Below are 24,074 nucleotides of genomic sequence, written 5' to 3'. Positions count from 1 at the left end.
GCGGGTCAGTCGATGCTGCAGCTGCCGCCGCCGCAGCACGAACCGGCGGAGTCGACGACCGTGAGGAGGTTCTTCTCGTCGGGGACGGGTGCGAGGGTGATCGGGGCAGGCTGCTGCGAAGTCGTCATGGGGTCCATGCTACCCACGGGAAGGGCGACCACGGCGGCCTGAGCCTGCGGAGGCGCCGCCGTTCAGAGCGGCACTCCCCTGTTCTGGCAGGTCGGGCAGTACTGCGCAGACGTTCCCGAGAACGTCAGGTCGCGGACCGTGTCGCCGCACACCGGGCAGGCTTCACCCGTGCGTCCGTGCACGCGCATCGCGGCCACCTTCTGCGCCTTGAGCTGATCGATCGGCACCCCGAGCCGTGCCTCGATCGCCCCGCGCACCGTGGTCAGCGTCGCATCGAACAGCCGGTCGGCGGCGCCTGGGTCGAGCGCGGCGGCGTGGGTCACCGGCGACACCTTCGCGAGGTGCAGGATCTCGTCGGAGTACGCGTTGCCGATGCCGGCGAGCGACTCCTGCTCCTGCAGGATCGCCTTGATCTGCTTCCGACGCCCGCCCACAGCCGTGTCGAACTGCTCGCGGGTGAACGCGGGGTCGGCGGGATCGGGACCCAGCTTCGCGATCGCAGGCACGTCGCCGGCGCCTTCGACCACGAACAGCCCGAGCGAGACCCAGCTGCCGGCATCCGTCACCTGCAGGTCGTTGTCGCCCGACAGCTCGAACGTCGCGAGAGCCGGCGGTGTGTCGGCACCGAGCGCGACGTCCTCCTCACCCGGCGCGGCATCGAGCCACCGCATCCATCCGTGGCGACCGAGTGACACGACGAGGCTCGCCTCGTCCAGCACGATCTCCACGTGCTTGCCGTGGCGCCGTGCGCCGGTGATCGTGCGCCCGGCGATGCTCGCCGGGGGTGCTGCGCGCGTCTTGACGGCGCGGAATTCGAGCACATCGACTCCGCGGATCTCCCGGCCCGATGCCTCGTCAGCGAGGAACCGCGCGAGAGCCTCGACCTCCGGCGACTCAGGCATGGCCCCATCCTGCCACCGGCCGCCGGCACTCCGGTGTTGTCACGCGTGCGCGGGCGGGGTGTCAACCCCCTCGGTGGTCGGGGGTCTCGCGCGTACCGTCGCCGGCGACCGGGTAACCGGAAGGAGAGGACCGATGACCACTGCCAGGGACATCATGACCACTGCCCCGCGCTGCGTGGGCGAGAACGAGACCCTCGTGGACGCCGCTCGACTCATGGCGTCGCTCGACGTCGGAGCGCTGCCCATCTGCGGCGACGACAAGAAGCTGAAGGGGATGCTCACCGATCGCGACATCGTGCTGAAGTGCGTCGCCGAGGGCGGGGATCCCGCATCGACGACCGCAGGCAGCCTCGGCGAGGGCAAGCCCGTGACCGTGGGCGCCGAAGACGACATCGAGGCTGTGCTCGAGGTGATGAAGCGGCACCAGATCCGCCGTGTGCCCGTCATCGAGGACCACGAGCTGGTCGGGATCATCAGTCAGGCCGACGTGGCGCTGTCGCTCGCGCCGGCCGAGGCCGGAGAGGCCGTCGCACAGATCTCGTCCTGAGCGTGACGGCGCGAAGGCGGCTCGTCAGGCGAGCCGCCTCACCGCGTCGAGCAGTCCGCCGCGTGCCCGGCCCAGGAAGTCCTCCTGGTCCTGGCCGACCCCGTGGAGGAAGAGCTCGTCCGCACCGGCCTCCGCCACGGCCGCCAGTCGCGCCGCAGCCCCGTCGACGTCGGACGCGATGAGCACGCCGTGTTCGAGCGCCTCGACATCGCCGGGGTCGGCGAGGCGGTCGAAGTCCTCGGGTTGCATGAGATCCCACATGAGCTCCGCAGGCACGGTCGCCTGCCGCCACTGCTCGGCGGCGATGCGCCGGGCCTCGTGGTCCGAATCGGCGAGGCTCACGTGCACCTGCACCGCGCACGGGCCGCGGCCCCCGGCATCGCGGTAGGCCGCGATGATCGCGCGGATCTCGTCGGGATCGTGCCCCACCGTGATGAGGCCGTCGGCCCACGATGCGGCCCAGGCGGCCGTCGGCTCCGACGCCGCGGCCGCGCGGAGCCGCGGTGGATCGGCCGGACGCGACCAGAGCCGGGCGTCGTGCACCCTGACGAGCCCGTCGTGGTCGACGCGCTCACCCGCGTGCAGGCGGCGGATCACATCGACGACCTCCTCGAGGCGCTCCTCCCGCCGCGGCTTCGGCGGCCAGGCGTCGCCCGTCACGTGCTCGTTGAGCGCCTCGCCGCTGCCGAGCGCACACCAGAAACGCCCCGGGAACATTTCCGCGAGTGTCGCCATGGCCTGCGCCGAGATCGCCGGGTGGTAGCGCTGGCCGGGTGCCGTGACCACACCCATCGGGAAGCCGGTGGTCGCCATCGCCGCGCCGAGCCAGCTCCAGGCGTGCGCGGACTCCCCTTGTGCCAGTCCCCACGGCGCGAAGTGGTCGGAGCACATCGCACCGTCGAAGCCGGAGCGTTCGGCCTCCTGGACGGCGGCGAGCAGGCGCGAAGGCGGGAGCTGTTCGTGGGAGGCGTGATAGCCGAGGAAGACCATGCACCCCAGCCTGCGCGGCGGTCGGCGAACCGCCCATGTCGTTGCGGGCGCAGGATCGACGTGCTAGCGGGTGCGTTCCCGCGCGCGGCGTCGGGCGATGGGCAGGTTCACGCAGCGGGTCGCGCGTCCTACGCCGCCGACTCCTCGAGCGCGGGCGCCGAGGTCACGGGCGGAGCCAGCAGGTGGATGTCGTCGAGTTCGAGGATGAGGCCGGCGTTGGAGCTCGCCTCCGCAGCCAGCCGGGACAGCAGAGCGTGGTCGATCCGGGGCTCCTCGACGCTGTCGAACGTGAAGCGCAGCGGGATCGACGGTTCCAGCCAGACGGACGAGCGCCCTGAGCCGTCGGCGTGGCGCCACGACATCATGAAGCTCTCGTTGCGGCGCAGCTTCGTGGTGACGACCAGCTTGACGTGAACGAGGACGTGCTCCGGTATGGAGATGGGAGTGCCCTCGGGACCATAGACGAGTTCAGCCATGGGAATGCTCCTTTCGGAGGCGTGTTCCCATGATAGTTCACTCTCGAACTTTTCGATAATGAGAATTTCATTATTCTAATGTTCAGGCGATGAAGTTTCACGACCTGAAGGTTTCGCTCGCGAGAGTTTTGTGGTCGAATGAAACGAATCCCTCCGCCGTACCCTCGGGCGGGGGCCGGACGAGGGAGTGCACTCGTGGCGGACAGCACGATGCCGTCGACGCAGGCGACCGATGGACATCGACCCGACGTGGCAGGCGTCCTCGAACGACTCCGGCTCGCTGAGGTGAAGCTCGCCCGTCGGCGTGAGCAGCAGACCGGCATGAACGAGACGGACCGCGCCGCGATGCGCTACCTGCTCGAGCGGGTCGACACCCGGGACGTCACGCCTTCCATGATCGTGAGAGCGCTCCACCTCTCCCCCGCGTCGGGCACCGCACTCATCGACCGTCTGGTGGCGCGGGGACTCGTCGTCGTCGAGGGTCACCCGCACGACCGGCGGAAGAAGCTCATCCGGCCGTTCGACCGGAACATCGACCCCGATCATCTCGACCCGCTCACGATGCAGCTGCGGGGCCTCGCTTCGGAGCTGCCCACCGACGAAGCCCGCATCGTCGCCAGCTTCCTCGAGGACGTTCTCGCGATGGTCTCGGAGACCGCGATCCCCGCGAGGTGACGACGGGGTCAGATCGCTGCGGGCGCGAGTCGCTGCGCGATCTGCTCGAGCGCCTCGCTGATCGATTCGAATTCGCACACGCCGCCGCTGCCGGCGACCCACAGGACATAGACGCGGTCGTCCTTGCACTCGAGGTACGCGACGGCGCGGTGCGGATCCGTGGCATCGACCGAGGGGTCGCAGGCCACCCACGCTCCCGACCCCACCCATAGCAGCTCGGGGCGGCGGGTCCGGACTGCGGGAATCGATGTCTCGAGCATGACGACCTCCTCGGCGGGACCGCGCGCCTCATCGCGGGTCATCATTCAAGATCCTCGCCGCAGGACGCCGTGCAGAGGGGCTTGACGGCGGGCGAGCGATCTGCGTACACGACGCGGTGCCGAGGGCGTCCTAGGCTGAATCAGATGCGGGAGTTCATCGGAGGAGTCGGGATGCTCGGCCGCGGCTTCGCGCAATGGCGGCGAAGGCCGGGTCTCATGACGCTCGGCCTCGTTCCCGCCGCGATCGTCGGCCTGCTGTTCCTCGCAGGGCTCATCGCGCTGAGCGCATCCCTCCCGGCGCTCACCGATGCGATGACGCCGTTCGCCGACCGCTGGCCGGGCGTGTGGGCCACCGTCTTCCGCATCGCGGTGGGCACCGCGCTCCTCGGTGCTGCCCTCGTGCTCGTCGCCGTCTCGTTCACGGCGCTCACGCTGCTGGTGGGCGAGCCGTTCTACGAGCGGATCTGGAAGGCGGTCGAGACCGAAGCCGGCACCCCGCAGTTCGCGTCCGACTACGGGTTCTGGCGGTCCGTCGCCGACGGGCTCTCGCTCATCGCCCGCGGCGTGGGCGTCGCGCTGCTCGCGGCGCTGATCGGCCTGATCCCGGTGGTCGGCGGCGTGGCGAGCACCCTCTTCGCGGTGGTATTCACCGGGTGGCTGATCGCCGACGAGCTGAGCTCGCGCGCGCTGACCGCCCGAGGGCTCACGAGGCGCGCCCGCAAAGAGCTGCTGCGCCGCCGACGCGCACGCGTGCTCGGCTTCGGCGTCGCGACCCAGCTCTGCTTCCTGGTGCCGCTCGGGGCGGTCGCGACGATGCCGGCGGCGGTGGCGGGAGCCACGCTGCTCGCGCGGTCGCTGCTCGATCCTGCTCCGCCGGCGGCGCGGGCTCAGGCGTGATCTGAGGGCTCGGGGCGCAGCATCCGTGTCAGTCGGTCCTGACGCGGTCCGCGATGTACTCGACGAGGTGCGGGATCGCCCGCTCGATCGTCGTCATCGTCGCGGTCAGCGAGATCCGGAAGTGATGAGGCTGCTCGAACAGGGAGCCGGGCATCACGTACACGCCCCGATCCTCCAGGGCGTCGCAGAACGCCTGGGCGTCGCGTCCGGGTGCCTTCCCCCACAGGTAGAAGGTGCCCTCCGGCCGGGTGAGCTCATAGCCGGCGTCCGTGAGGGCGCCGTACATGCGGTCGCGCTTGCGCGTCAGCTCGGCCATGTCGATCGAGAGGGTCTCGAGCTCCGGCACGGAGTACTGCATGACCGCGTCGGGGAACCCCCACCCGATGGCGAGCCCGAGGGGGAAGAGAGCCGCGCGCAGTTCCTCCCGCTCCGCCGCCGGGAGCAGCGGGGACAGCGCGAGGTACCCCAGCCGCGCGCCCGGGGCGAGCAGCACCTTGCCGTAGCTGTAGTCGATCACCGTCCACGGATAGAACGCGGCGGGGCTCGTGAACTCGATCCCGTCGAACCGGATGCGGCGGTACGGCTCGTCCGACATGAGCCAGATGCGGCGGCCCTGGGCGCGTGACGCCTCCTCGAGCACCACCGCGAGCGCCTCCCACGTCGATCGCGGATAGACACGGCCGGTCGGGTTCGCCGGCGAGTTCACGACGACGAACCTCGTGCGGGGAGTGATCGCCCGCGCGATCGCGTCGACGTCGAGGTCGAAGGTCGCGGGGGCGAGTTCCACGCCGACCGGGACGAGGTCCGCCGCGTGCAGCATGGGCACGTAGCAGAACCAGCCGGGCACCGGGATCACGACCTCGTCGCCCGCATCTGCCAGGAGCGCGAACGCGAGCGAGATCGCACCGAACGCACCCTGCGTCATGGCGATGTCCTCGGGTGCGAAGTCCAGTCCCAGCTCGCCGGTCAGCCCCGCCGCCACGACCTCCTGCGCGGACCGCTCGCTGCTCTTGTACGCGAACCAGTCGACGGACCTCGGCTCCGCGTGCCTCCGGATGGCGGCCGGCAGGCCCGGCAGAGCCATCTCGTGCGGATTGCCGAACGCGAAGACGAGCGCCTCAGGGTCGGACGCGACGACCTGCATGCGCGAGAAGTAGGAGGCGACGACGTCCACTGCGGCCTTCGCCGCCGTCGCCCGTGTCGACATCGCCATGGCAGTCACCTCTCGCCCCCAGTGCCGATCCGTGATCCCGCCCAGGATCCCAACTGACGGGTGGCACGTCAATCACCCTCGCTGCCGCGCTCGTCCACAGTCGTTGCCCATCTGCGGGGTGCTACCGTCGCCGGGGCGCGACGAGCGGAGGACCACGTGATCGACGACCCTGAGCTGGGGCTCGTACTGGGCGGTGGCGGCGCATTCGGGGCCGCCCACGTCGGCGTGCTGCAGGTGCTGGCGGAGCGGGGCATCCGCCCCGGGATCGCGACCGGCACGAGCTCGGGAGCGCTCGTGGCCGCCGCATACGCCGCGGGGCTGGGGCCGCACGCCATCGAGCGCGCCGCACGATCCTTCCGCTGGAGCGCGATCGCGCAATGGTCGCTGACACCGCGCTGGGGACTGCTCGACACGACGCCCATCGTCGATGCCGTCCCGCGCGCCCTCGGCGAGGACCCGCACATCGAGCACCTCCCCCGGCGCTTCGCCGCCTACGCCACCGATCTGCGCACGCGGCGCGGGATCATCCTCGACGAAGGCCCGCTGAGCGCCGCGCTTCGCGCGACCGTCGCCGTGCCGGGCCTGCTTCCTCCGATCCGCCGTGGCGACGCGCTGCTCGCGGACGGCGGCATGATCGACAACGTGCCCGTCGCCGCGGCGCGCGCCCTCGGCGCCACGCGGGTGATCGTGGTGCGGCTGCATGCGAAGTGGGAGAACGTCCGCATGATGCGCACGGTCAGCCGCACGGCCGATCTCGTCGCCGACCCGTCGGTCGTGCTGATCCAGCCCGAGATGGAGGGCATGGCGCAGTGGCGGATGACCGACGTCCCGCGTCTCATCGCCGAGGGGCGGCGGGCGGCGACGGCGGCATTGGATGCTGCGCCCCCGCGCGAGCGGACCGCCGACGTCGTCGGGTCGAACTGACGCCGCCGCGTGATGTCCGCGTCGGCGTGACTCACATCCGCGCGTAGCGGGCGCGCGCGAAGCAGAAGACGCCGTAGATCATCAGTCCGGCGGCGACCACCCACAGGATGACCGACCCGAGCGGCAGTTCGGCAAGGGCGTGGAGGCCGGCATCCAGTCCGCCCGCCGCCTCCGGATCGTGCGTGAAGGCGGCCACGACGAAGAGCATGCCCGCCACGGCGACGGCGATCCCCTTCGCGACATAGCCCACCACGCCGAACGTCACGATGCCCTTGCGGGCGACACCCGAGGGCAGGTCGAGGCGCTTCTCGAAGGCGCGGGTGAAGCCGCGCACGACGAACGCGATGCCGATGGCGAGCACGATGAGCCCGACGAGGACGAGCACGAGCAGGCCGCCGGGACTGTCCATCAGCCGCGCGCTCAGGGACTGCGAGGACTGGGAGGAGTCCGAGCGCCCGCCGAGCGCATACACGAGCGCCGTGAACGCGATCGCGAGGTACGCGACGGCGGTGCCCGCGTACTTGAGGCGGTACCCCCACTTCTTCTTGGTGTCGGGGTCGCGCTCCAGAAAGGCCTCGGCGATCTGCCAGACGGCGAGCGCCGCGAGCCCCACGACGATCGCCCAGAGGAGGATCACTCCCGCGGGTGTGTCGCGGATCTTCTCCATGGCACCGCCCTGGTCCGCCTCGCCCGCGCCGCCGGTGGCGACCGATATCGCGATCGCTCCGATGACGATGTGCACGATGCCGAGCACGACATAGCCGACGCGGGCGATCGTCCGGAAGACGGGTGAGTCGGTCGCGGCCCGCGCCGCACTCTTCGCAGTGGTCATCCGCGAAGCGTATCTCCGGCGATCGCCGCAGGACCGGGGCTTGAAATCCATACGGGAACCGTGCTCAGGCGTCCGGCTCCGGAGCGGACGCCCGTGACGACATCGCCGTCCGGATGCGGCAGGCCTGCATGGCGCTCCACACCAGGCAGGCCACCGCGACGCCCTCCAGCAGCCCCGCGAGCACGTCGCTCGCCCAGTGGGCGTGGAGGTAGGTACGGCTCCACATCATCCAGACGATCCAGACCACTCCGAGCGTCCAGACGTACCAGCGGCGCAGCAGCAGTCCCAGGGTGACCGCGATGGTCGTCGCGACGGCGGTGTGACCTGACGGGAATGAGGTGGCCACGCTCTCGGCGAGCGACTCCGACGGCCGCACCCGCGCGATGACCGCGGCCATCGGGGCGCCGATCGCGGTCACAGTCACGATGGCGACCGCAAGGGTCGCAGCATCCCATCGTCGTCGCTGCCAGAGGAAGATCGCGATGATGAGGATCCCGACCACCGGCGCGCCGACCACGCCGCCGACGATGGCGGGTACCCAGGCGATCACCAGACCCACGTCGTTCAGGCCGGCGAGCATGACATCGTCCCACCAGACGTCGGCGGCGAGGGGATCGTGTCCGCCGAGCGCCACCGCGAAGCGCAGCAGCACGAACAGGACCGTGGCCACCACGCCGATCACCAGGACGGTCGCGCGGTGGGGATCGGGGTGTGGAAGCGGCTCGTCGGGCGTCGCAGCGAGCGGTGCGCGACTGCCCGGGGGTTCTTCGTTCTCGCCCACGCGACCATTGTCGACGCGGACGAGCCGTGCGCGCGTCCCCTTGCCCTCGGCGGTCCCGGTGTCGTAGGGGCATTGACGGGCGGCACGCGCACTGCTCTGATGAGCGCATGGAGGCGATGGTCGACGTCGACTACCTGGTCGTCGGGGCGGGGGCGATGGGGATGGCGTTCGTCGACGCCCTCACCACCGCGGCCGACGACGTGTCGGTGGCGATCGTCGACCGGCGTCACGGCGCCGGCGGCCACTGGCTCGACGCGTACGGGTTCGTGCGGCTGCACCAGGCGTCCGCCTTCTACGGCGTCGCCTCGACGCTGCTCGGCGGCGGACGCCTCCAGGACGACGGCCCGGAGCGCGGGCTCCACGAGCGCGCGAGCGCCGCGGAGGTGATGGAGTACTACGCCCGCGTGCTGGCACGACTCGTCCGGTCGGGCCGCGTCGCCTTCCACGGTCGCAGCGAGTACCTGGGCGATCGCCGGTTCGTGTCGCTCCTCAGCGGCACCCGGTTCCACGCGCCGCGCGCCCGCGTGGTGGACGCGCGATACCTCTCGCCCGACATCCCCCTGCTCACTCCCCCGCCGTTCGCCGTCGAGGACGGGGCGCACGTCGTGGCCGTCAACGACCTCGTGCGCATCACCGAGGCTCCTGGCCATTACGTCATCGTGGGAGCCGGCAAGACCGCGACCGACACGTGCGTGTGGCTCTTGCAGAACGGCGTCGCGCCCGACGCGATCACGTGGGTGCGCCCCCGCGACCCGTGGCTGCTCAACCGCGCCGTCGTGCAGCCCGATCCGGCGATCTTCCTCGGAATGGCCGCCGACACGATGGCCGCCGCGGCCGCCGCAGCCGATCCCGACGACGTCTTCTTCCGCATGGAGGACGCCGGGATCATGCTGCGCTTCGACCCCGCGGTCACGCCCACGATGGCCAAGACGCCGACGCTCGCCACGTGGGAGCTCGACCTCGTCCGCTCGATCGACGACGTGATCCGCCGCGGGCACGTGCAGTCCGCCGGCCGAGGACGCCTGTCCTTCGCGGACGGCGACGTGCGGGTCCCGTCCGACGCGCTCGTGGTGCACTGTGCGGCCGAGGGCCTGAAGTACCCGGGCCTCAAGCCGATCTGGACCCCGGAGGCGATCACCCCGCAGCCGGTGCGGGTGGGCTTCCCCTGCTACGGCGCGGCGCTCGCCGGCTACGTCGAGGCGACGCGCGACGACGACGCCGAGAAGAACCGCGTGTGCCGTCCGTCGCCGTACTCCGACACGCCCGCGGACTGGGCGACGATGCAGGCGATCGGCGGCGACGCGTCGCTGGCGATGTCCAGGGAGACCGACCTGCGCGCGTGGTCCAACACCACCAGCCTGAACCCCGCGCGGGTCCCGCCGGATCGGACCGACGACGCGGCGGTGCTCGCGGCCGCCGCGCGCTTCAAGGACAACATCGCCGCGGGGCGGGCGCGTCTGGCGGAGTTCGCGGGCATCGCATAGCCGGTGCGGGCATTCACCATCGCCGCGGTCGTCGCCTACCTGATCCCGGTCGGCTGACCCGACCCGGGCTCAGTCCCAGTCGAGGTACTCCTCGACGATGACCGCCGTCTCGATCGGGTGCGTGAGCGGGAAGAGGTGACCGGCTGCGTCGAGGGTCTTGACGCTCGCCCGCTCGGGCGCCGTCGCCTGGAGGCGGTCGCCGTTCGCGGGCGGGGTCACGTCGTCGTCGGCGCCCTGGACGATCAGCACAGGGATCACGGGGGCGAGAGCGATGTCTTCGTCCTCCACGCCCAGCAGCAGCAGTCCGTTGACGCGCTCCGGGTGCGCGGCGACCAGCGCACGTGCGACGGTGCCGCCGCGGCCGTGCCCGCCGACCCAGGTGCGCTCGAGGCCCAGCGCGTCGACGATCGAGACGACGTCGTCGGCCTGATCATCCGTCGTGGCGGCGTCGACGTTCGTACGGTAGCCGACGCGGATGATGTGGAACCCCGCCTCCTCGGCGAGGTAATGCCCCACGACGCCCAGGGCGTCCTGCCCGGGTTCGGCGATCAGCACCAGGCCGATGGGCCCGTCGCCTTCGACGATGTAGGGGATCGCGCGTCCGTCGGGCTCGAAGATCTGCGTGGTGTCGGTCATGGGAAGCCTTTCCAGGGAGCGGACGTCAGACGTTGAAGCGGAACTCGACGACGTCGCCGTCCTGCATGACGTAGTCCTTGCCCTCGAGGCGGGCCTTGCCCTTCGAGCGGGCCTCGACCACCGAGCCCGTCTCGACGAGATCGTCGAACGAGATGACCTCGGCCTTGATGAAGCCCTTCTCGAAGTCGGTGTGGATCACGCCCGCGGCCTGCGGGGCCTTCCAGCCCTTCCCGATGGTCCAGGCGCGGGCCTCCTTCGGTCCGGCCGTGAGATAGGTCTGGAGCCCGAGCGTGTCGAAGCCGATCCGCGCGAGCTGGTCGAGACCCGACTCGTCCTGACCCGTCGACGCGAGCAGCTCTGCCGCGTCCTCGGGGTCGAGGTCGATGAGCTCGGACTCGATCTTCGCGTCGAGGAACACCGCCTTGGCCGGCGCGACCAGCGCCTCGAGCGATGCCTTCTTCGCAGCATCCGTCAGCACCGCCTCGTCGACGTTGAAGACGAAGATGAACGGCTTCGCGGTCAACAGGCCCAGCTCCTTGATCGGCGTGAGGTCGATGCCGGAGGCCGACAGCAGCACGCCGCGCTCGAGGGCGTCCTTCGCCTCGACCGCCGCGGCGAGCACGGAGGGATCGAGCTTCTTGCCCTTGACCTCCTTCTCGTACCGCGTGATCGCCTTCTCGAGGGTCTCGAGGTCGGCGAGCTGCAGCTCGGCGTTGATGGTCTCCATGTCGCCCTGCGGGTTGACCGCGCCGTCGACGTGCACGACGTCGTCGTCGTCGAAGCCGCGCACGACCTGGGCGATCGCGTCGGCCTCGCGGATGTTCGCGAGGAACTTGTTGCCGAGGCCCTCGCCCTCGCTCGCGCCGCGCACGATGCCCGCGATGTCGACGAACGACACCGCGGCGGGCAGGATCCGCTCGGAGTGGAAGATCTCGGCGAGCTTGTCGAGTCGCGGGTCGGGCAGGTTGACCACGCCGATGTTGGGCTCGATCGTCGCGAACGGGTAGTTCGCCGCGAGCACCTGGTTCTTGGTCAGGGCGTTGAAGAGGGTCGACTTGCCGACGTTCGGGAGACCGACGATTCCGATGGTGAGAGCCACGGGCATCCAGTCTAGATGGCGTCGTTGCCCGGCCTGCGGCGCGGGGCGATACTGGGCGCGTGGACGAGTGCTGCGCACCTCATGCACCGGACGGCTACGACCGCGAGTTCAACGCGCGGTTCGCGCACCGGCTCGCGCGCCAGTACCGACGCGACGGCCTCACGCCGAGCGCGCGGCTGGTGCTCGACTTCGCCGGCGCGGTCGGGTTGGAGGGCGCCTCGCTCCTCGAGATCGGCGGCGGGATCGGCGACATCCAGCTCGAGGCGCTCAAGCGGGGCGCCTCGCACACCACGAACGTGGAGCTGTCCTCCGCGTACGAGCCCGAGGCGACGCGGCTGCTCGACGAAGCCGGCTTGCGCGATCGGGTGACACGGATGCTGGGTGTCGACCTCGCCGGAACGCCCGAGGCCGTCGAGCGAGCCGACATCGTCGTGCTGCACCGGGTGGTGTGCTGCTATCCGGACTACGAGCGCCTGCTCGGCGCGGCCGCCGGGCGCGCCAAGCACGCCGTCGTGTTCAGCCACCCGCCGCGTACGCTGTTCGCCCGCTTCGCGGCGCGGGCCATCAACGTGTGGTACGCCCTGACGGGCAACCCGTACCGTGCGTACGCCCATACGCCCGACGCGATGATCGCGGTGCTCAGCGGGCGCGGGCTCGAGCCGCGCTACCGCGACGTCAGCGGGCCGTGGCATGTCGTGGGCGCCGTCCGCGCGTAGCCCGCCGGCGCGTCAGGGACGGAGTGCGCGGTACGCGTGCGTGACGTACGGCAGGTCGACGACCTCGGCGCCGTCGGCCTCGCTGACGCGACGCTCTTCGAACAGGGCGCCCACGGAGGCCAGGATCGCGGCGCGGTCGGCGTCGGACGCGGTGATGACGTAGCTCCGCGAGGCGACCATGTCGAGCAGCGCCGCCCGGGTGATCGAGCGGGTCCAGGTCCACGACCGCGCCTCGAGTCCGCCGAACGGATCCGCCACCCGCGGTCCGTCGCCCGCGAGCATCTGCTCGGCGTGGCTGCCGTGCATCGCCCCGGTGAGGCGCGCAACCCACGGGTCGGACTCGTCGCGGATGTTCCAGACGAGCCCGAGCACCCCGCCCCGGCGCAGCACGCGCCCGACCTCGGCGGAGGCGGCGACCGGGTCGAGCCAGTGCCACGCCTGGCCGAGGAGCACGGCGTCGACCGAGGCGTCGGGAAGCGGCATCCGTTCTCCCGTGCCCACGAAGGTGGGAACCCCGTGGACGTGCTCGCGGAGGGCGGCGAGCATCTCGGCGTCGGGATCGATCGCGACGACCTCGGCGCCGGCCTCGACGACGGTGCGCGTGAGCTTGCCGGTGCCTGCTCCGACGTCGGCGACGCGCACCGCCCGGCCGGGCTCGCGGACGGGGGCGAGCATCCAGTCCACGGCCTCTCGCGGATAGTCGGGCCGGCCCGACTCGTACGCGCCCGCGGCGGCCCCGAACGACAGCGACATCTCTTCGCGACTGGCCATGCCTCCGACCCTATGACGAGGCGGCGCGCTCGGCGCGCCTTGCGTCCGCGCCGCCGGGCCGGGGTGAGTCTGGGGGTGTGCCCCTGGACTTCACCGCGATCGACTTCGAAACGGCGAACTCCAGCAACGCCTCGGCGTGCGCGGTCGGACTCGTGCGCGTGCGCGACGGCGAGATCGTCGAGCGGACGGGCTGGCTGATCCGCCCGCCGGCGGGCCACGACGTGTTCTTCGAGCTGAACGTGCGCATCCACGGCATCCGGCCGGAGGACGTCGTCGACGCAGCCCCCTGGAGCCGCCAGCTCGCCGACATCGTCGCGTTCGCGGGCTCCGACATCCTCGTCGCCCACAACGCCGGCTTCGACATGGCCGTGCTCAAGCGCGCGTGCGACGCGACCGGCGACGAGTGCCCGCCCTACCGGTACGCGTGCAGCCTGCAGGTGGCGCGCCGGGTCTACCGCCTCGAGTCCTACCGGCTGCCGTTCGTCGCCGCGGAGGCCGGCTTCGCCGAGTTCCCGCACCACAACGCGACCGCCGACGCGATGGCGTGCGCCCACGTCATGATCGACGCGGCGCGCCGCGTCGGCGCCGACGACATCGGGGCCCTCACCGCAGCGGTCGGTGTGCGGGTGTCGCAGATCGCGGTCGCCGACGCGCCCGCGGTCCGCTTCGCCGTCGCATAGCGGACACCGGATGCTGCGGCCCGCCGCCGCAGCGATGTCCGAGGCATCCGGCACCCTGGTGCCATGGACGCAGTCGTGATCAGTGTGGTGGTGATCGTCTCGCTGCTCGTCGGCGCGATGGCCGGTTGGGCGGCAGGGCTCGCCCGCGGCGCTGCGCGCACCGCGCGGGAGCACGCCGACCTCAGCGCGCGCCTGGCCGCGTCCGAGGCCGCGCGGCAGGGCGTGCAGGCGCAGCTCGAGCACCAGCAGCTTCTCTACCGCGAGCTGGCGAGCCAGGCGCGCCACGACCAGGCCGCACGCGAGGAGCGCGAGCGGCGGGAGCAGTCGGTGCTGCGCGCGCTCGCCCCGGTGCAGGAGACGCTGGCGGCGATGCACACGAAGGTCGACGACCTCGAGCGGGACCGCCATCTCCAGTTCGGCACGCTCGCCGAGCAGCTGCGCCGCGCGCACGAGTCCGACGAGGCGCTGCGCGCGACCACCGAGTCGCTGGCGAGCGCCCTGCGCTCGGGCAGCACTCGTGGCGTGTGGGGCGAGACCCAGCTGCGCCGCGTGGTCGAGGCCGCCGGGCTCACGCGGCACGTCGACTTCGACCTGCAGGCGTCGATCACGTCCGACGCGGGCGCCGGCCGCCCCGACATGGTCATCCGCCTCCCCGGCGACAAGGCGATCGCCGTCGACGCCAAGGTCCCGCTCGACGCGTTCCTCGAGGCGAGCGCGATCCCGCTGACGGCGCAGGGCGCGGAGGCGGCCCGGCGGCGAGGCCTGCTCGACAAGCATGTCAAGGCGGTGCGGGCACACGTCGACGCGCTCGCCCGCAAGACCTACTGGGCCGGCCTGTCGTCGAGCCCCGAGTTCGTGGTCTGCTTCGTGCCGAGCGAGTCGCTGCTCGCGGCCGCCCTCGAGGAGGATCCGTCACTGCTCGACTACGCCTTCGGCAAGCGTGTCGCGCTGGCGTCGCCGGTGAACCTCTGGGCGGTGCTCAAGACCGTCGCGTACACGTGGACCCAGCAGGACGTGTCGCAAGAGGCCCGCGCGCTCTTCGACCTCGGCAACCAGCTCTACGAGAGGCTCGGCTCCCTGGCGTCGCACGCCGACGACCTGCGCCGGGCGATCGAGCGCACGGTCGACAGCTACAACCGGTTCGCCGGCTCGCTCGAGACGCGCGTGCTGGTGAGCGCGCGCAAGTTCCCCGGCATCGATGCGACCAAGCTCGACGCGGTGAACGAGCCCGCGGCGATCGAGAAGAGCCCGCGCCGCCTCACGGCACCCGAGCTGCTCGATGAGACGCTCCCCGGACTGGAGGAGTCCCACGTCGCCGGCGCCGGAAGCGACACCGCGGCGACGCCGCTCGCCGCCACCGCGGAGCTCGGCGAGGTGCGCGCGCGCATCGCGTCGCCGGACGAGTGAGGCTCAGGCGCCGCCGGGGACGAAGCTCAGCAGCACGATGACCGCGGCGGAGACGCCGACGAACGCGCCGATCATCCACCACGCGCTGACCTCGTGACCTTCGTCACGGCGGACGCGCAGCAGCACGTCGGGCCGGCGGGCCGGATCGATCGCGTTGGCGACCACGGCCTGCGCGCCCGTCTGGGGCGACGACGGATCGGCTGAGTGCGCGGACATCGTCAACTCCTCGAGTAGGAAACACCAACGTGTCTCCATCGACACCACTCAAGATTCTGCCAGAGTTCCCGCGGAGGGCGGTCACGAAAGGGTCACGGCAGCATCACGTGTCGCGCCCGCCACGCGCGTCCCGCGTCAGGTGCTCAGAGCCATTTCGAGACGAGGTGCTCCGACGAGATCCGCCTCAGCGTGCCCGACGCGCCGCGCAGCACGACGCTCTCCGTGTAGACGTACCCGCCCTCGCGCCGGACGCCGGCGACGAGCGCGCCATCGGTCACGCCGGTCGCGACGAAGATCGTGTTGCTGCCCGTGACGAGATCGTCCGCCTCGTACACGAATCCGTCGAGTTTGAGTCCCGCGTCGATGCCGCGCTGCTTCTCGTCGTCGTCGCGGGGCCAGAGACGGCCCTGGATGTGGCCTCCGAGCGCCTTGATCGCGCAGGCCGTGACGATGCCCTCGGGACTGCCGCCGACACCGACGCACATGTCGGTGCGGGCGTTGTGACGCGCGGCGTTGATGCCGCCGGCGACGTCGCCGTCGCTCATGAGGCGGGTGCCGGCGCCGGCCTCGCGGATCTCCTCGATGAGGCGCTCGTGACGCGGACGGTGGAGCACCGAGACGACCAGCTCGTCGACGGGCTTGTCGAGCGCCTTGGCGAGCCGGCGGATGTTCTCTCCGATCGGAAGCCGGATGTCGACCACGCCCACGCCCGCCGGCCCTGTGACGAGCTTGTCCATGTAGAACACGCTCGACGCGTCGAGCATCGTGCCGTGGTCGGAGACGGCGATCACCGACAGCGCGTTGTTGCGGCCGGCGGCGGTGAGCGAGGTGCCGTCGATCGGGTCGACCGCCACGTCGGCCTGCGGGCCGCGGCCGTTGCCGACGCGCTCGCCGTTGTAGAGCATCGGCGCCTCGTCCTTCTCGCCCTCCCCGATGACGATCGTGCCGTCGAAGTTGACGGTGGTGAAGAAGGCTCGCATCGCGTCGACCGCGGCCCCGTCGGCCGCTTCCTTGGCGCCGCGGCCGATGAACGGCACCGCGCGGATCGCCGCCGCTTCGGTCGCTCGCACGAGCTCGAGTGCGAGGTTGCGGTCGGGGTGGAGGGGACTCATGTCCGCGGTCAGGCTCACCATGCGGTCAGCCTATGCCAGCCTGGCGGCCGATTCACGGGAATTTCACGCAATCGCCGACGAAGGAATCGTCTTTCTTTCCGATGGCGCAGGGACGTGGTTTTCCCCGACGAGGGCGGGCGGCAGCATCCGTTCGCCCTTCCGGCGCTTGGGTAGAGTTTGCGGTGACGCCCACTCGATCAAAGGGAGCACTCATGCCCGTCGCCACCCCGGAGCAGTACGCCGACATGCTGGACCGCGCGAAGGCCGGTGGCTTCGCGTATCCCGCCATCAACGTCGCCAGCTCGCAGTCGGTCAACGCGGTCCTCCAGGGACTCACCGAAGCAGGCTCGGACGGAATCATCCAGGTCACGACGGGCGGCGCCGACTACTTCGCCGGCCACACCGTGAAGAACCGCGCCGCTGGTGCGATCGCGTTCGCGAAGTTCGCCACCGAGGTCGCCAAGAGCTACCCCATCACCGTCGCCCTCCACACCGACCACTGCCCGAAGCCGGCGCTCGCGGACTTCGTGCTGCCGCTCATCGAGGCATCGGAGGAAGAGGTCAAGGCCGGCCGCAACCCGATCTTCCAGTCCCACATGTGGGACGGCTCCGCCGTGCCGCTCGACGAGAACATCGAGATCGCGAAGGACCTGCTCCCCCGCCTCAAGAACATCAACGCGATCCTCGAGGTCGAGATCGGCGTCGTCGGCGGCGAAGAGGACGGCGTTCAGCACGAGGGCTCGAACGAGGCGCTCTACACGACGGTCGCCGACGTGACCAAGGCCGTCGAGGCGCTCGGCCTCGGCGAGAACGGCCGCTACATCTCGGCCCTCACCTTCGGCAACGTGCACGGCGTGTACAAGCCCGGCAACGTCAAGCTCCGCCCCGAGCTCCTCGGCGAGATCCAGGAAGGGATCGCGTCGCAGTTCGGCACCGGCCCGAAGCCCCTCGACCTCGTCTTCCACGGCGGCAGCGGCTCGACCGACGAGGAGATCGCGCTGGCGGTCGCCAACGGCGTGGTGAAGATGAACATCGACACCGACACGCAGTACGCGTTCACGCGCGCGGTCGCCGGCTTCATGTTCTCGAACTACGACGGCGTCCTGAAGGTCGACGGCGAGGTGGGCAACAAGAAGGCCTACGACCCACGCGCGTGGGGCAAGATCGCGGAGTCGGCGATGGCGGCCCGAGTGGTCGAAGCCACCCAGCAGCTCGGTTCGGCCGGCAAGAGCCTCGGCGCGTAAGCAGCGGATTCGACGGATGCCTCGGCGCCGGCCCTGCGCCGGCCCCGGGGCATTCGTCTATTCGGGGTCGGTGTAGCGGTCGAGCAGCCCCGGCGCGCCGTCGGGGCGGTGGACGACGACGATCTCGTCGCCGGCCTGCACGCGTCCGCCCTGGACGACCCGCAGGTAGGGTCCGAGGCGGCGTTCGTCCGAGAACCGCTTGACCCAGCCGCGCGCGTCCTCGCCGCCGACCCAGCGCGCGAACGTCTGGCACGGTGTGCGCGGCATGGTCACCTCGACCTCGACGCGGTCGCCGATGCGCCACCGTTCGCCGATGAGCGCCGCGTTCACGTCGAGGCCCTCGACCCGGAGGTTCTCGCCGAACCATCCGGGCGGAAGCTCGCGGCCGAGCTCCGACTCCCAGAACGCGGCGTCCTCCTCGGCATAGGCATAGAGCGCCTTGTCGAAGCCGCCGTGGTGCTTGCGGTCGGCCTGCACGTCGGCGTACACCCCGTACGGCCCGACCCGCACGGAACCGTCGACCGGGCCTTTGTCGATCGCGGTCACACCGACCGAGCCGGCATCGGGACGCAGCTGTCGGACGGCGCAGACGGCGACAAGGCGGGGCATCCGCTCATCCTAGCCAGGGGGCTCTGCCCGCTGGCTCAGCCTCCCGCGGGCGCCGCGGGCTCGCCGCGCAGCAGCACGCGGCCGTCCGAGACGGCCCTCACCTCGATCGAGGCGATGTCGTCGCGGTCCAACGCCGTGCCGGCGTCGAGCTGGGCGGTCGTCCCCGGACCGGCCCGCCACGACGAGAGCTCGCTCGTGATGCCGTCGGTCGACGTGACGACGAGCACGTACGGCCATTCCTGGTCGCCCGCGTACGGATCGCGGCTGGGCGGGTAATGGCACACCATCGCGATGCGGGTGCCCCACGCCACATCGGTCAGCTCGACCTCCGCGGTCAGCGCCACATCCGTCACGGCCTCCAGCGCCACGACCTCTTCAGCACCGCCCGTCGGCGCGACCGCCGTCGTCACGGCGAAGGCGACCACGACGGCGACCGCCGCCGCGGCGGCGAGGCCGCTGCCCCAGGCGATCATCCGACGCCGGCGCGCGTCGCGCGTGCCGCGGACCACCATGCGCTCCCGCGCCGCGGGATCGGGGCCGTCCCCCTCCGACGGCTCGAGCAGCGCCTCGGCGCGCTCGGGCGCGACCCGTGCGAGCAGGCCCATCGTCGGCGCGAGGTCGCCGATCGCACTGCGGCACACGGGGCAGCGGTCGAGGTGCTCCTCGTAGCGGACGCGATCCGCCGCGCTCAGCGCGCGCACGACGTATGCGGCGTCCCAGTCGGCGAAGCGGGCGTGATCCGGGGTCATCGCGTCACCCCCTTCTCCTGCAGGGTGAGCCGGAGGGCGCGCAGGCCGTAGTGAAGGCGCGACTTGACCGTGCCCTCCGGAATGTCCAGCTCGTCGGCCATCTCGGCGACCGACAGGCCGCGATAGTACGCGCGCACGACGACGGCGCGATGGTCGGCCGTGAGGGCGGCCAGCGCCTCCTCGACGATGATCGCCTCGAACAGCGCGTCGGTGGCATCCGGCGCCGTCCGCTCGGGGACCTCGGCCACGTCGATCTCGCGGCGCCGGCGAGCGCTGCGCGCCTCGTCGATCACCAGGTGGCGCGCCACGGTGAACATCCACGAGCGCGTGGTCGAGGGATCCTGCTCGAGGATCCTGGGCGTGCGCCACGCCCGCAGCAGCGTCTCCTGCACGATGTCGTCGGCACCGGCTCGGTCGCCGGTGAGATGCACGACGTAGCGCCAGACGGGCGCGGCGTGTGCGTCGTACAGGGCGGCCAGTCGCGTGGCATCGCGTCCGGCGGCGCTGTCTCGGCGCTCCACGCTGTCGTGCGGCATCCATCACCTCCCGCAGGAGACACGAGACACGCTCCCCGCGGGTTCACGAGAATCCGCGCGCGCCCGCGCCGTCTCCTTGCGAGTATGGCCCCGCATCCCGAATCCCGCACGGGGCCCTCGGTCACGTGCCGCAGAGGTCAGATGCGGGTGCTCTCGAGGAGCGCCTGCCACACCGCCGGGTCGTTCATCAGCGGCACGACCATCAGCGCACCCGCGGTCAGTGAGAAGACGATGCCGCCCACCAGCGGGATCCACCACGTCACCCGGGAGCGGCGCATGTTCCAGACCGAGAGGGCCGCCGTGGCGCACCAGCCGATCGCGAGCACGACGACCGCGGCGATCGCCCACGCCCTTCCGGCCGACGGGTCCGAGATCTCGACGTCCACGCCCATCACCCCGAGCATCGTCTCGGCATAGGCGCCGTAGTCGAGGAACGCCGGCACGGATGTGATCACGTTGACCAGGCCGTACGCGAGCAGCGCGAACGTCACGATGCGATCGACGGGGTGCTGACGCTTCTCGGCGACGGCAGGAGCCGCGGGGATGCCGTCGGCCGGGACATCCGTCATGATCGGCGCGACCGGCTCCAGCTGCCAAGGCGCCGGCTGCTGGATGCGCGAGCGCTGCTCCTCAGGCGTCGCGTACTCGCCGTACTGCGGACGAGGACGCGCGCGCGGATCGCGCCCGGCGTCCGCGGCGTCGCTCACGATCGGCTCCGGCCGCCCAGGGCGCGGTCGTCGCGCTTGCCGGCGGCATCCGTCCGGAGCTCCTTCGGGAGGGAGAACTGCAGGTCCTCCTCGGCCGTGCGCACCTCTTCGACGTCGCTGTAGCCGGCCGCGGCGAGGTCGTCGAGCACCTGCTGGACGAGCACCTCCGGCACGGATGCGCCGCTGGTGACGCCGACCGTCTCGACGCCTTCGAGCCACGCCTGCTCGACCTCGTCGGCGTAATCGACGCGATAGGCGGCCTTCGCCCCGTGCTCGAGCGCGACCTCGACGAGCCGCACGCTGTTGGACGAGTTCGCCGAGCCGACGACGATCACGAGGTCGGCGTCCTTCGCGAGCTTCTTGATCGCGACCTGGCGGTTCTGGGTGGCGTAGCAGATGTCGTCCGACGGCGGGTCCTGCAGCTCCGGGAACCGCGCCCGCAGGCGCCTGACCGTCTCCATGGTCTCGTCGACCGAGAGCGTGGTCTGCGACAGCCACACGACCTTCGACGGGTCGCGCACCTCGATCGTGTCGGCCTCGTCGGGCGAGTTCACGATCGTGACGTGGTCGGGCGCCTCACCGGCCGTGCCCTCGACCTCTTCATGGCCGACGTGGCCGATGAGAAGGATCTCGTAGTCGTCGCGCGCGAAGCGCACGGCCTCGCGGTGCACCTTCGTCACGAGGGGGCACGTCGCGTCGATGGCGCGCAGACCGCGATCGGATGCTGCGTTCACGACTGCGGGCGACACCCCGTGCGCGCTGAACACGACGTGCGCGCCGGCGGGGACCTCGTCGACCTCTTCGACGAAGATCGCGCCCTGCTTCTCGAGCTCGGTCACGACGTGGATGTTGTGCACGATCTGCTTGCGCACGTACACCGGCGCGCCGTAGCGCTCGAGCGCCTTCTCGACGGCGATGACGGCGCGGTCCACGCCCGCGCAGTAGCCGCGCGGGGACGCCAGCAGCACCCGCTTCTGTCCGGTCCCGGAGATATCCTTGAGCGGTTCGCGCCGCCGCGGGATCCGCGGGACGGGCATGCTCACAGGGGCCTGACTCGCTCGGGTCTGTCCCGCGGTGCTGGTGCTCACCCCACGATTCTACGGGCGGGCTCCTGAGCGAGGCCCCGGTGCGGAGCCCGCGGCGCCCACCTGTTCGCCGAAGGGGATCAGCCCGCGCACGGGCACGAGAGGACCGCATGACGAGTTTCCAGCCCGCCACGGTGCCCGGCGAGCCGCCGCCGCCCGACTCGGTGCCGCCGCGCGATTCGACGGCGCAGGCGCCGACGTCCGTCGCGCGCCTCAACGACACGATCCGCGGATTCGTGCAGACGTGGGGCTCGGTCTGGGTCGAGGGCGAGATCACCGGGTGGAACCAGCGGGGCGGCAACGTGTTCGGCCGCCTCAAGGACCTGGTGACCGACGCCACGATCTCGTTCCGCATCTGGTCGTCGACCCGCGACCGGCTGCCGGGCGACCTCAAGGTCGGCGACCACGTCATCGCCTGCGTCAAGGCCGACTACTTCGTGAAGAACGGCGACTTCGGCTTCAGCGTCTCGGCCATGCGTCACGTCGGCCTCGGCGACCAGCTCGAGCGGCTGGAGCGCCTGCGCGTGCAGCTGCGGTCCGAAGGGCTCTTCGATCCGTCCCGCAAGAAGCCCCTCCCCTTCCTCCCGCACCTGATCGGGCTCATCACCGGCGAGAACTCGGATGCCGAGAAGGACGTCCACCGCAACGCCGAGCTGCGGTGGCCCCAGGTGCGGTTCCAGACGAAGTACGCGGCGGTGCAAGGAGACCGCTGCGTGCCCGAGACGATCGCGGCACTGAAAGCCCTCGACGCCGCACCCGACGTCGACGTGATCATCATCGCCCGTGGCGGCGGTGACCCGCAGACACTGCTCGGCTTCAGCGACGAGCGCCTGATCCGCGCGGTGGCGGCGGCATCCACCCCCATCGTGAGCGCCATCGGCCACGAGAACGACCACCCCCTCCTCGACGACGTCGCCGATCTGCGGGCATCGACCCCGACCGACGCGGCGAAGCGCGTCGTGCCCGACGTCGCCGAGCAGCGCGCCCTCGTCGGGCAGCTGCGAGCCCGGATGAACATGCGCCTCACGCAGCGCATCTCGCACGACATCGCCCAGCTCGAGCAGCTGCGCTCGCGCCCGGTCCTGCGCACCCCCGAGACGCTGCTGACCACCCGCTCGCACGAGATCGAACTGCTGGCGGCGCGCGGACGGGACCGGATCGACCGGTCGCTGCGCGTCCAGGAGCAGCGCACGGCGGAGCTCCGTGCGACGCTGCGGGCGCTCTCCCCGGCGTCGACCCTCGCCCGGGGCTACGCCATCGCGCACCTGGCCGACGGCGTCATCGTCCGCGACGCGGCCCAGGCTCCGGCATCCACTCCCGTCGTCGTCACGGTGGGGCGCGGGTCGTTCGCCGCCCGCTCGGACGGCGAGATCGCCGAGGAGCGTCGGGCGGTCGCGCAGCCCGGCACAGCCGCCGCCGACCTCGTCGAGCCGGACCCGACCGGGAACGGGGCGGGCCCCGCACGCGAATAGACTGTGTGCATGACTGAGTCGAGCGGCGCCCCCACGGACGTCGCGACCCTCTCGTTCGAGCAGGCGCGGGACGAACTCGTGCGCGTCGTGGCCGAACTCGAGCAGGGCGCCCCCACCCTCGAGCACTCCCTGGCGCTGTGGGAACGCGGAGAAGCACTCGCGGCGCGCTGCGAGGAGTGGCTGATCGGCGCCAAGCGCCGCCTCGAGGCCGCGCGCGCCACCGCCGACCGCGGCGAAGGCGGGCCCGGCTGATGTCGCGCGAGCCCCGCATCGTCGCCGAGCTCGGTCGACCCGAGACGCCGGAGGAGACGGCCGACCGCAAGGCGGAGTCCTCGCGCATCTACCGCTCGAGCCAGAACGTCCGCAATCTCGTCGCGGCGCTGATCGCGACGCTCGCCGTCGTGGTGGTCATCATCGTCGCGGTTCCCCGCGGCACGCCCCCGGAGCGCGAGCCGATCGACGTCGCCGCCGTCGCCCAGAGCATCGCGGAGTCAGAGGGGCGCACCATCGTGGCTCCGGACATGTCGGACGACTGGATCGTGAACCGGGCCGGCATCGAGGGCAGCGGCTCGGTCCGGGCCTTCACCGTCGTGTACGCCCCCGCCGGCGAAGACGAGCGCGGCTTCCTGCGCGTCGCGCAGGGCCTCGACGCCGACGCGGCATGGCCGGCTCGCGTGCTCTCCGGCTCCGCCCCGCAGGACACCGTCACGATCGACGGCATCACGTGGGAGCGCTACGAGCTCGACCCCGATCGCACCGGGAACATCTCGGTCGCGCTCGCCACCGACGCGGGCACCGACACGGTGCTCATCTACGGCGCCGCGAGCGCCGACGCACTCGAAGAGACGGCGCGCTCCGTCACCGATCAGATCACCGCACTGCGCGAGGAGGCCGAGTGACCGACCAGCCCACACCCGCGAAGGCC

The 24,074-nt window shown here is 71.4% G+C and carries 30 protein-coding genes; 12 read left to right on the top strand and 18 right to left on the bottom strand.

Annotated features, from left to right (window positions below; translation table 11 throughout):
- Window positions 1–5: 5 nt before the first annotated feature.
- Window positions 6–128, bottom strand: a complete 123-nt coding sequence (locus ACFQ7C_RS04115; protein WP_378898202.1) for a hypothetical protein — start codon at window positions 126–128, stop codon at window positions 6–8.
- A 63-nt stretch (window positions 129–191) separates the two neighbouring features.
- Window positions 192–1,031, bottom strand: a complete 840-nt coding sequence (locus ACFQ7C_RS04110) for a DNA-formamidopyrimidine glycosylase family protein (protein WP_378898200.1) — start codon at window positions 1,029–1,031, stop codon at window positions 192–194.
- Window positions 1,032–1,164: 133 nt separating this feature from the next.
- Here ACFQ7C_RS04110 and ACFQ7C_RS04105 point away from each other — a divergent pair, with 133 nt between their 5' ends.
- Entirely contained in the window at window positions 1,165–1,578 is a 414-nt protein-coding gene (locus ACFQ7C_RS04105; RefSeq protein ID WP_378898198.1) for a CBS domain-containing protein, read from the top strand.
- A 24-nt stretch (window positions 1,579–1,602) separates the two neighbouring features.
- Here the strand turns inward: ACFQ7C_RS04105 and ACFQ7C_RS04100 are convergent, their stop codons facing one another.
- Window positions 1,603–2,568 carry a TIGR03885 family FMN-dependent LLM class oxidoreductase gene (locus tag ACFQ7C_RS04100; protein WP_378898196.1) on the bottom strand — a complete coding sequence of 322 codons (966 nt, stop codon included), beginning with the start codon at window positions 2,566–2,568 and terminating at the stop codon, window positions 1,603–1,605.
- A gap of 128 nt (window positions 2,569–2,696) precedes the next feature.
- On the bottom strand, window positions 2,697–3,044 hold the full coding sequence (locus tag ACFQ7C_RS04095) for a hypothetical protein (protein WP_378898194.1): 348 nt from the start codon (window positions 3,042–3,044) through the stop codon (window positions 2,697–2,699).
- A gap of 195 nt (window positions 3,045–3,239) precedes the next feature.
- On the opposite strand from ACFQ7C_RS04095, the gene ACFQ7C_RS04090 reads away from it, so the two are divergent.
- A complete protein-coding gene (locus tag ACFQ7C_RS04090; protein WP_378898192.1) occupies window positions 3,240–3,719 on the top strand; it encodes a MarR family winged helix-turn-helix transcriptional regulator in 480 nt (159 codons plus the stop codon).
- Between the two features lie 8 nt (window positions 3,720–3,727).
- On the opposite strand, the gene ACFQ7C_RS04085 is transcribed toward ACFQ7C_RS04090, so the two are convergent.
- Window positions 3,728–4,024, bottom strand: a complete 297-nt coding sequence (locus tag ACFQ7C_RS04085; protein ID WP_378898190.1) for a hypothetical protein — start codon at window positions 4,022–4,024, stop codon at window positions 3,728–3,730.
- A gap of 99 nt (window positions 4,025–4,123) precedes the next feature.
- Between ACFQ7C_RS04085 and ACFQ7C_RS04080 the strand changes: the two genes are divergently transcribed.
- Window positions 4,124–4,876 (top strand): EI24 domain-containing protein, encoded by a 753-nt coding sequence (locus ACFQ7C_RS04080; RefSeq protein WP_378898188.1) that lies wholly within the window; start codon window positions 4,124–4,126, stop codon window positions 4,874–4,876.
- Between the two features lie 28 nt (window positions 4,877–4,904).
- On the opposite strand, the gene ACFQ7C_RS04075 is transcribed toward ACFQ7C_RS04080, so the two are convergent.
- Window positions 4,905–6,089, bottom strand: a complete 1,185-nt coding sequence (locus ACFQ7C_RS04075) for an aminotransferase class I/II-fold pyridoxal phosphate-dependent enzyme (protein ID WP_378898186.1) — start codon at window positions 6,087–6,089, stop codon at window positions 4,905–4,907.
- A gap of 156 nt (window positions 6,090–6,245) precedes the next feature.
- On the opposite strand from ACFQ7C_RS04075, the gene ACFQ7C_RS04070 reads away from it, so the two are divergent.
- Window positions 6,246–7,013: a patatin-like phospholipase family protein gene (locus ACFQ7C_RS04070; protein ID WP_378898184.1), complete on the top strand. Its 768-nt coding sequence runs from the start codon at window positions 6,246–6,248 to the stop codon at window positions 7,011–7,013.
- A 31-nt stretch (window positions 7,014–7,044) separates the two neighbouring features.
- Here the strand turns inward: ACFQ7C_RS04070 and ACFQ7C_RS04065 are convergent, their stop codons facing one another.
- Window positions 7,045–7,845 carry a DUF1206 domain-containing protein gene (locus tag ACFQ7C_RS04065; protein ID WP_378898182.1) on the bottom strand — a complete coding sequence of 267 codons (801 nt, stop codon included), beginning with the start codon at window positions 7,843–7,845 and terminating at the stop codon, window positions 7,045–7,047.
- Between the two features lie 64 nt (window positions 7,846–7,909).
- Entirely contained in the window at window positions 7,910–8,626 is a 717-nt protein-coding gene (locus ACFQ7C_RS04060; RefSeq protein WP_378898180.1) for a phosphatase PAP2 family protein, read from the bottom strand.
- Window positions 8,627–8,733: 107 nt separating this feature from the next.
- Here ACFQ7C_RS04060 and ACFQ7C_RS04055 point away from each other — a divergent pair, with 107 nt between their 5' ends.
- Window positions 8,734–10,110, top strand: coding sequence for a pyridine nucleotide-disulfide oxidoreductase (locus ACFQ7C_RS04055; RefSeq protein WP_378898178.1), 1,377 nt, complete (start codon window positions 8,734–8,736; stop codon window positions 10,108–10,110).
- A 69-nt stretch (window positions 10,111–10,179) separates the two neighbouring features.
- Here ACFQ7C_RS04055 and ACFQ7C_RS04050 read toward each other — a convergent pair whose 3' ends face one another.
- The gene (locus ACFQ7C_RS04050; RefSeq protein WP_378898176.1) at window positions 10,180–10,746 is read right to left on the bottom strand and encodes an alpha/beta fold hydrolase; all 567 of its coding nucleotides are present in this window, start codon (window positions 10,744–10,746) and stop codon (window positions 10,180–10,182) included.
- Window positions 10,747–10,771: 25 nt separating this feature from the next.
- Window positions 10,772–11,845 carry a redox-regulated ATPase YchF gene (ychF, locus tag ACFQ7C_RS04045; RefSeq protein ID WP_378898174.1) on the bottom strand — a complete coding sequence of 358 codons (1,074 nt, stop codon included), beginning with the start codon at window positions 11,843–11,845 and terminating at the stop codon, window positions 10,772–10,774.
- A 59-nt stretch (window positions 11,846–11,904) separates the two neighbouring features.
- On the opposite strand from ychF, the gene ACFQ7C_RS04040 reads away from it, so the two are divergent.
- The gene (locus ACFQ7C_RS04040; protein WP_378898172.1) at window positions 11,905–12,561 is read left to right on the top strand and encodes an SAM-dependent methyltransferase; all 657 of its coding nucleotides are present in this window, start codon (window positions 11,905–11,907) and stop codon (window positions 12,559–12,561) included.
- A gap of 12 nt (window positions 12,562–12,573) precedes the next feature.
- On the opposite strand, the gene ACFQ7C_RS04035 is transcribed toward ACFQ7C_RS04040, so the two are convergent.
- The gene (locus ACFQ7C_RS04035; RefSeq protein WP_378898170.1) at window positions 12,574–13,332 is read right to left on the bottom strand and encodes a class I SAM-dependent methyltransferase; all 759 of its coding nucleotides are present in this window, start codon (window positions 13,330–13,332) and stop codon (window positions 12,574–12,576) included.
- Between the two features lie 77 nt (window positions 13,333–13,409).
- Between ACFQ7C_RS04035 and ACFQ7C_RS04030 the strand changes: the two genes are divergently transcribed.
- Together ACFQ7C_RS04030 and ACFQ7C_RS04025 are read left to right on the top strand one after the other, a co-directional pair.
- Entirely contained in the window at window positions 13,410–14,012 is a 603-nt protein-coding gene (locus ACFQ7C_RS04030; RefSeq protein WP_378898168.1) for a 3'-5' exonuclease, read from the top strand.
- Window positions 14,013–14,075: 63 nt separating this feature from the next.
- The gene (locus tag ACFQ7C_RS04025) at window positions 14,076–15,419 is read left to right on the top strand and encodes a DNA recombination protein RmuC (RefSeq protein ID WP_378898166.1); all 1,344 of its coding nucleotides are present in this window, start codon (window positions 14,076–14,078) and stop codon (window positions 15,417–15,419) included.
- Window positions 15,420–15,422: 3 nt separating this feature from the next.
- On the opposite strand, the gene ACFQ7C_RS04020 is transcribed toward ACFQ7C_RS04025, so the two are convergent.
- Window positions 15,423–15,635 carry a UDP-N-acetylmuramyl pentapeptide phosphotransferase gene (locus ACFQ7C_RS04020; protein WP_378898164.1) on the bottom strand — a complete coding sequence of 71 codons (213 nt, stop codon included), beginning with the start codon at window positions 15,633–15,635 and terminating at the stop codon, window positions 15,423–15,425.
- Window positions 15,636–15,778: 143 nt separating this feature from the next.
- Window positions 15,779–16,768, bottom strand: a complete 990-nt coding sequence (gene glpX, locus ACFQ7C_RS04015) for a class II fructose-bisphosphatase (protein WP_378898162.1) — start codon at window positions 16,766–16,768, stop codon at window positions 15,779–15,781.
- A 191-nt stretch (window positions 16,769–16,959) separates the two neighbouring features.
- Here glpX and fbaA point away from each other — a divergent pair, with 191 nt between their 5' ends.
- Complete coding sequence (fbaA, locus tag ACFQ7C_RS04010) at window positions 16,960–17,991, top strand: class II fructose-bisphosphate aldolase (protein ID WP_378898160.1); 1,032 nt, start codon at window positions 16,960–16,962, stop codon at window positions 17,989–17,991.
- 57 nt (window positions 17,992–18,048) lie between these two features.
- On the opposite strand, the gene ACFQ7C_RS04005 is transcribed toward fbaA, so the two are convergent.
- The 5 genes from ACFQ7C_RS04005 to ACFQ7C_RS03985 all read right to left on the bottom strand — a co-directional run bounded on the left by ACFQ7C_RS04005 (window position 18,049) and on the right by ACFQ7C_RS03985 (window position 21,629).
- The gene (locus ACFQ7C_RS04005) at window positions 18,049–18,600 is read right to left on the bottom strand and encodes an MOSC domain-containing protein (RefSeq protein ID WP_378898158.1); all 552 of its coding nucleotides are present in this window, start codon (window positions 18,598–18,600) and stop codon (window positions 18,049–18,051) included.
- 35 nt (window positions 18,601–18,635) lie between these two features.
- A complete protein-coding gene (locus ACFQ7C_RS04000; protein ID WP_378898156.1) occupies window positions 18,636–19,349 on the bottom strand; it encodes a zf-HC2 domain-containing protein in 714 nt (237 codons plus the stop codon).
- On the bottom strand, window positions 19,346–19,885 hold the full coding sequence (locus ACFQ7C_RS03995; RefSeq protein ID WP_378898154.1) for a sigma-70 family RNA polymerase sigma factor: 540 nt from the start codon (window positions 19,883–19,885) through the stop codon (window positions 19,346–19,348). The genes ACFQ7C_RS04000 and ACFQ7C_RS03995 overlap by 4 nt, the downstream gene beginning before the upstream one ends.
- Window positions 19,886–20,022: 137 nt before the next feature.
- Complete coding sequence (locus tag ACFQ7C_RS03990) at window positions 20,023–20,592, bottom strand: DUF6264 family protein (RefSeq protein WP_378898152.1); 570 nt, start codon at window positions 20,590–20,592, stop codon at window positions 20,023–20,025.
- The gene (locus ACFQ7C_RS03985; protein WP_378898284.1) at window positions 20,589–21,629 is read right to left on the bottom strand and encodes a 4-hydroxy-3-methylbut-2-enyl diphosphate reductase; all 1,041 of its coding nucleotides are present in this window, start codon (window positions 21,627–21,629) and stop codon (window positions 20,589–20,591) included. Before ACFQ7C_RS03985 ends, ACFQ7C_RS03990 begins: the two co-directional genes overlap by 4 nt.
- Window positions 21,630–21,787: 158 nt before the next feature.
- On the opposite strand from ACFQ7C_RS03985, the gene xseA reads away from it, so the two are divergent.
- From xseA to ACFQ7C_RS03970, 3 genes are read left to right on the top strand one after another with little or no spacing between them, the layout of a single operon-like run.
- Complete coding sequence (xseA, locus tag ACFQ7C_RS03980) at window positions 21,788–23,149, top strand: exodeoxyribonuclease VII large subunit (RefSeq protein ID WP_378898150.1); 1,362 nt, start codon at window positions 21,788–21,790, stop codon at window positions 23,147–23,149.
- Window positions 23,150–23,158: 9 nt separating this feature from the next.
- A complete protein-coding gene (locus ACFQ7C_RS03975) occupies window positions 23,159–23,401 on the top strand; it encodes an exodeoxyribonuclease VII small subunit (protein WP_378898148.1) in 243 nt (80 codons plus the stop codon).
- The gene (locus tag ACFQ7C_RS03970) at window positions 23,401–24,048 is read left to right on the top strand and encodes a DUF4245 family protein (RefSeq protein ID WP_378898146.1); all 648 of its coding nucleotides are present in this window, start codon (window positions 23,401–23,403) and stop codon (window positions 24,046–24,048) included. Before ACFQ7C_RS03975 ends, ACFQ7C_RS03970 begins: the two co-directional genes overlap by 1 nt.
- The last annotated feature ends 26 nt before the right edge of the window (window positions 24,049–24,074 follow it).

The sequence above is a fragment of the Microbacterium sp. NPDC056569 genome, assembly GCF_042793475.1.
In the GTDB taxonomy this organism is placed as follows: Bacteria; Actinomycetota; Actinomycetes; order Actinomycetales; family Microbacteriaceae; genus Microbacterium.
The sequence above is the reverse complement of the archived record's forward strand: the minus strand, read 5'-3'. Positions and strand labels throughout refer to the sequence as shown.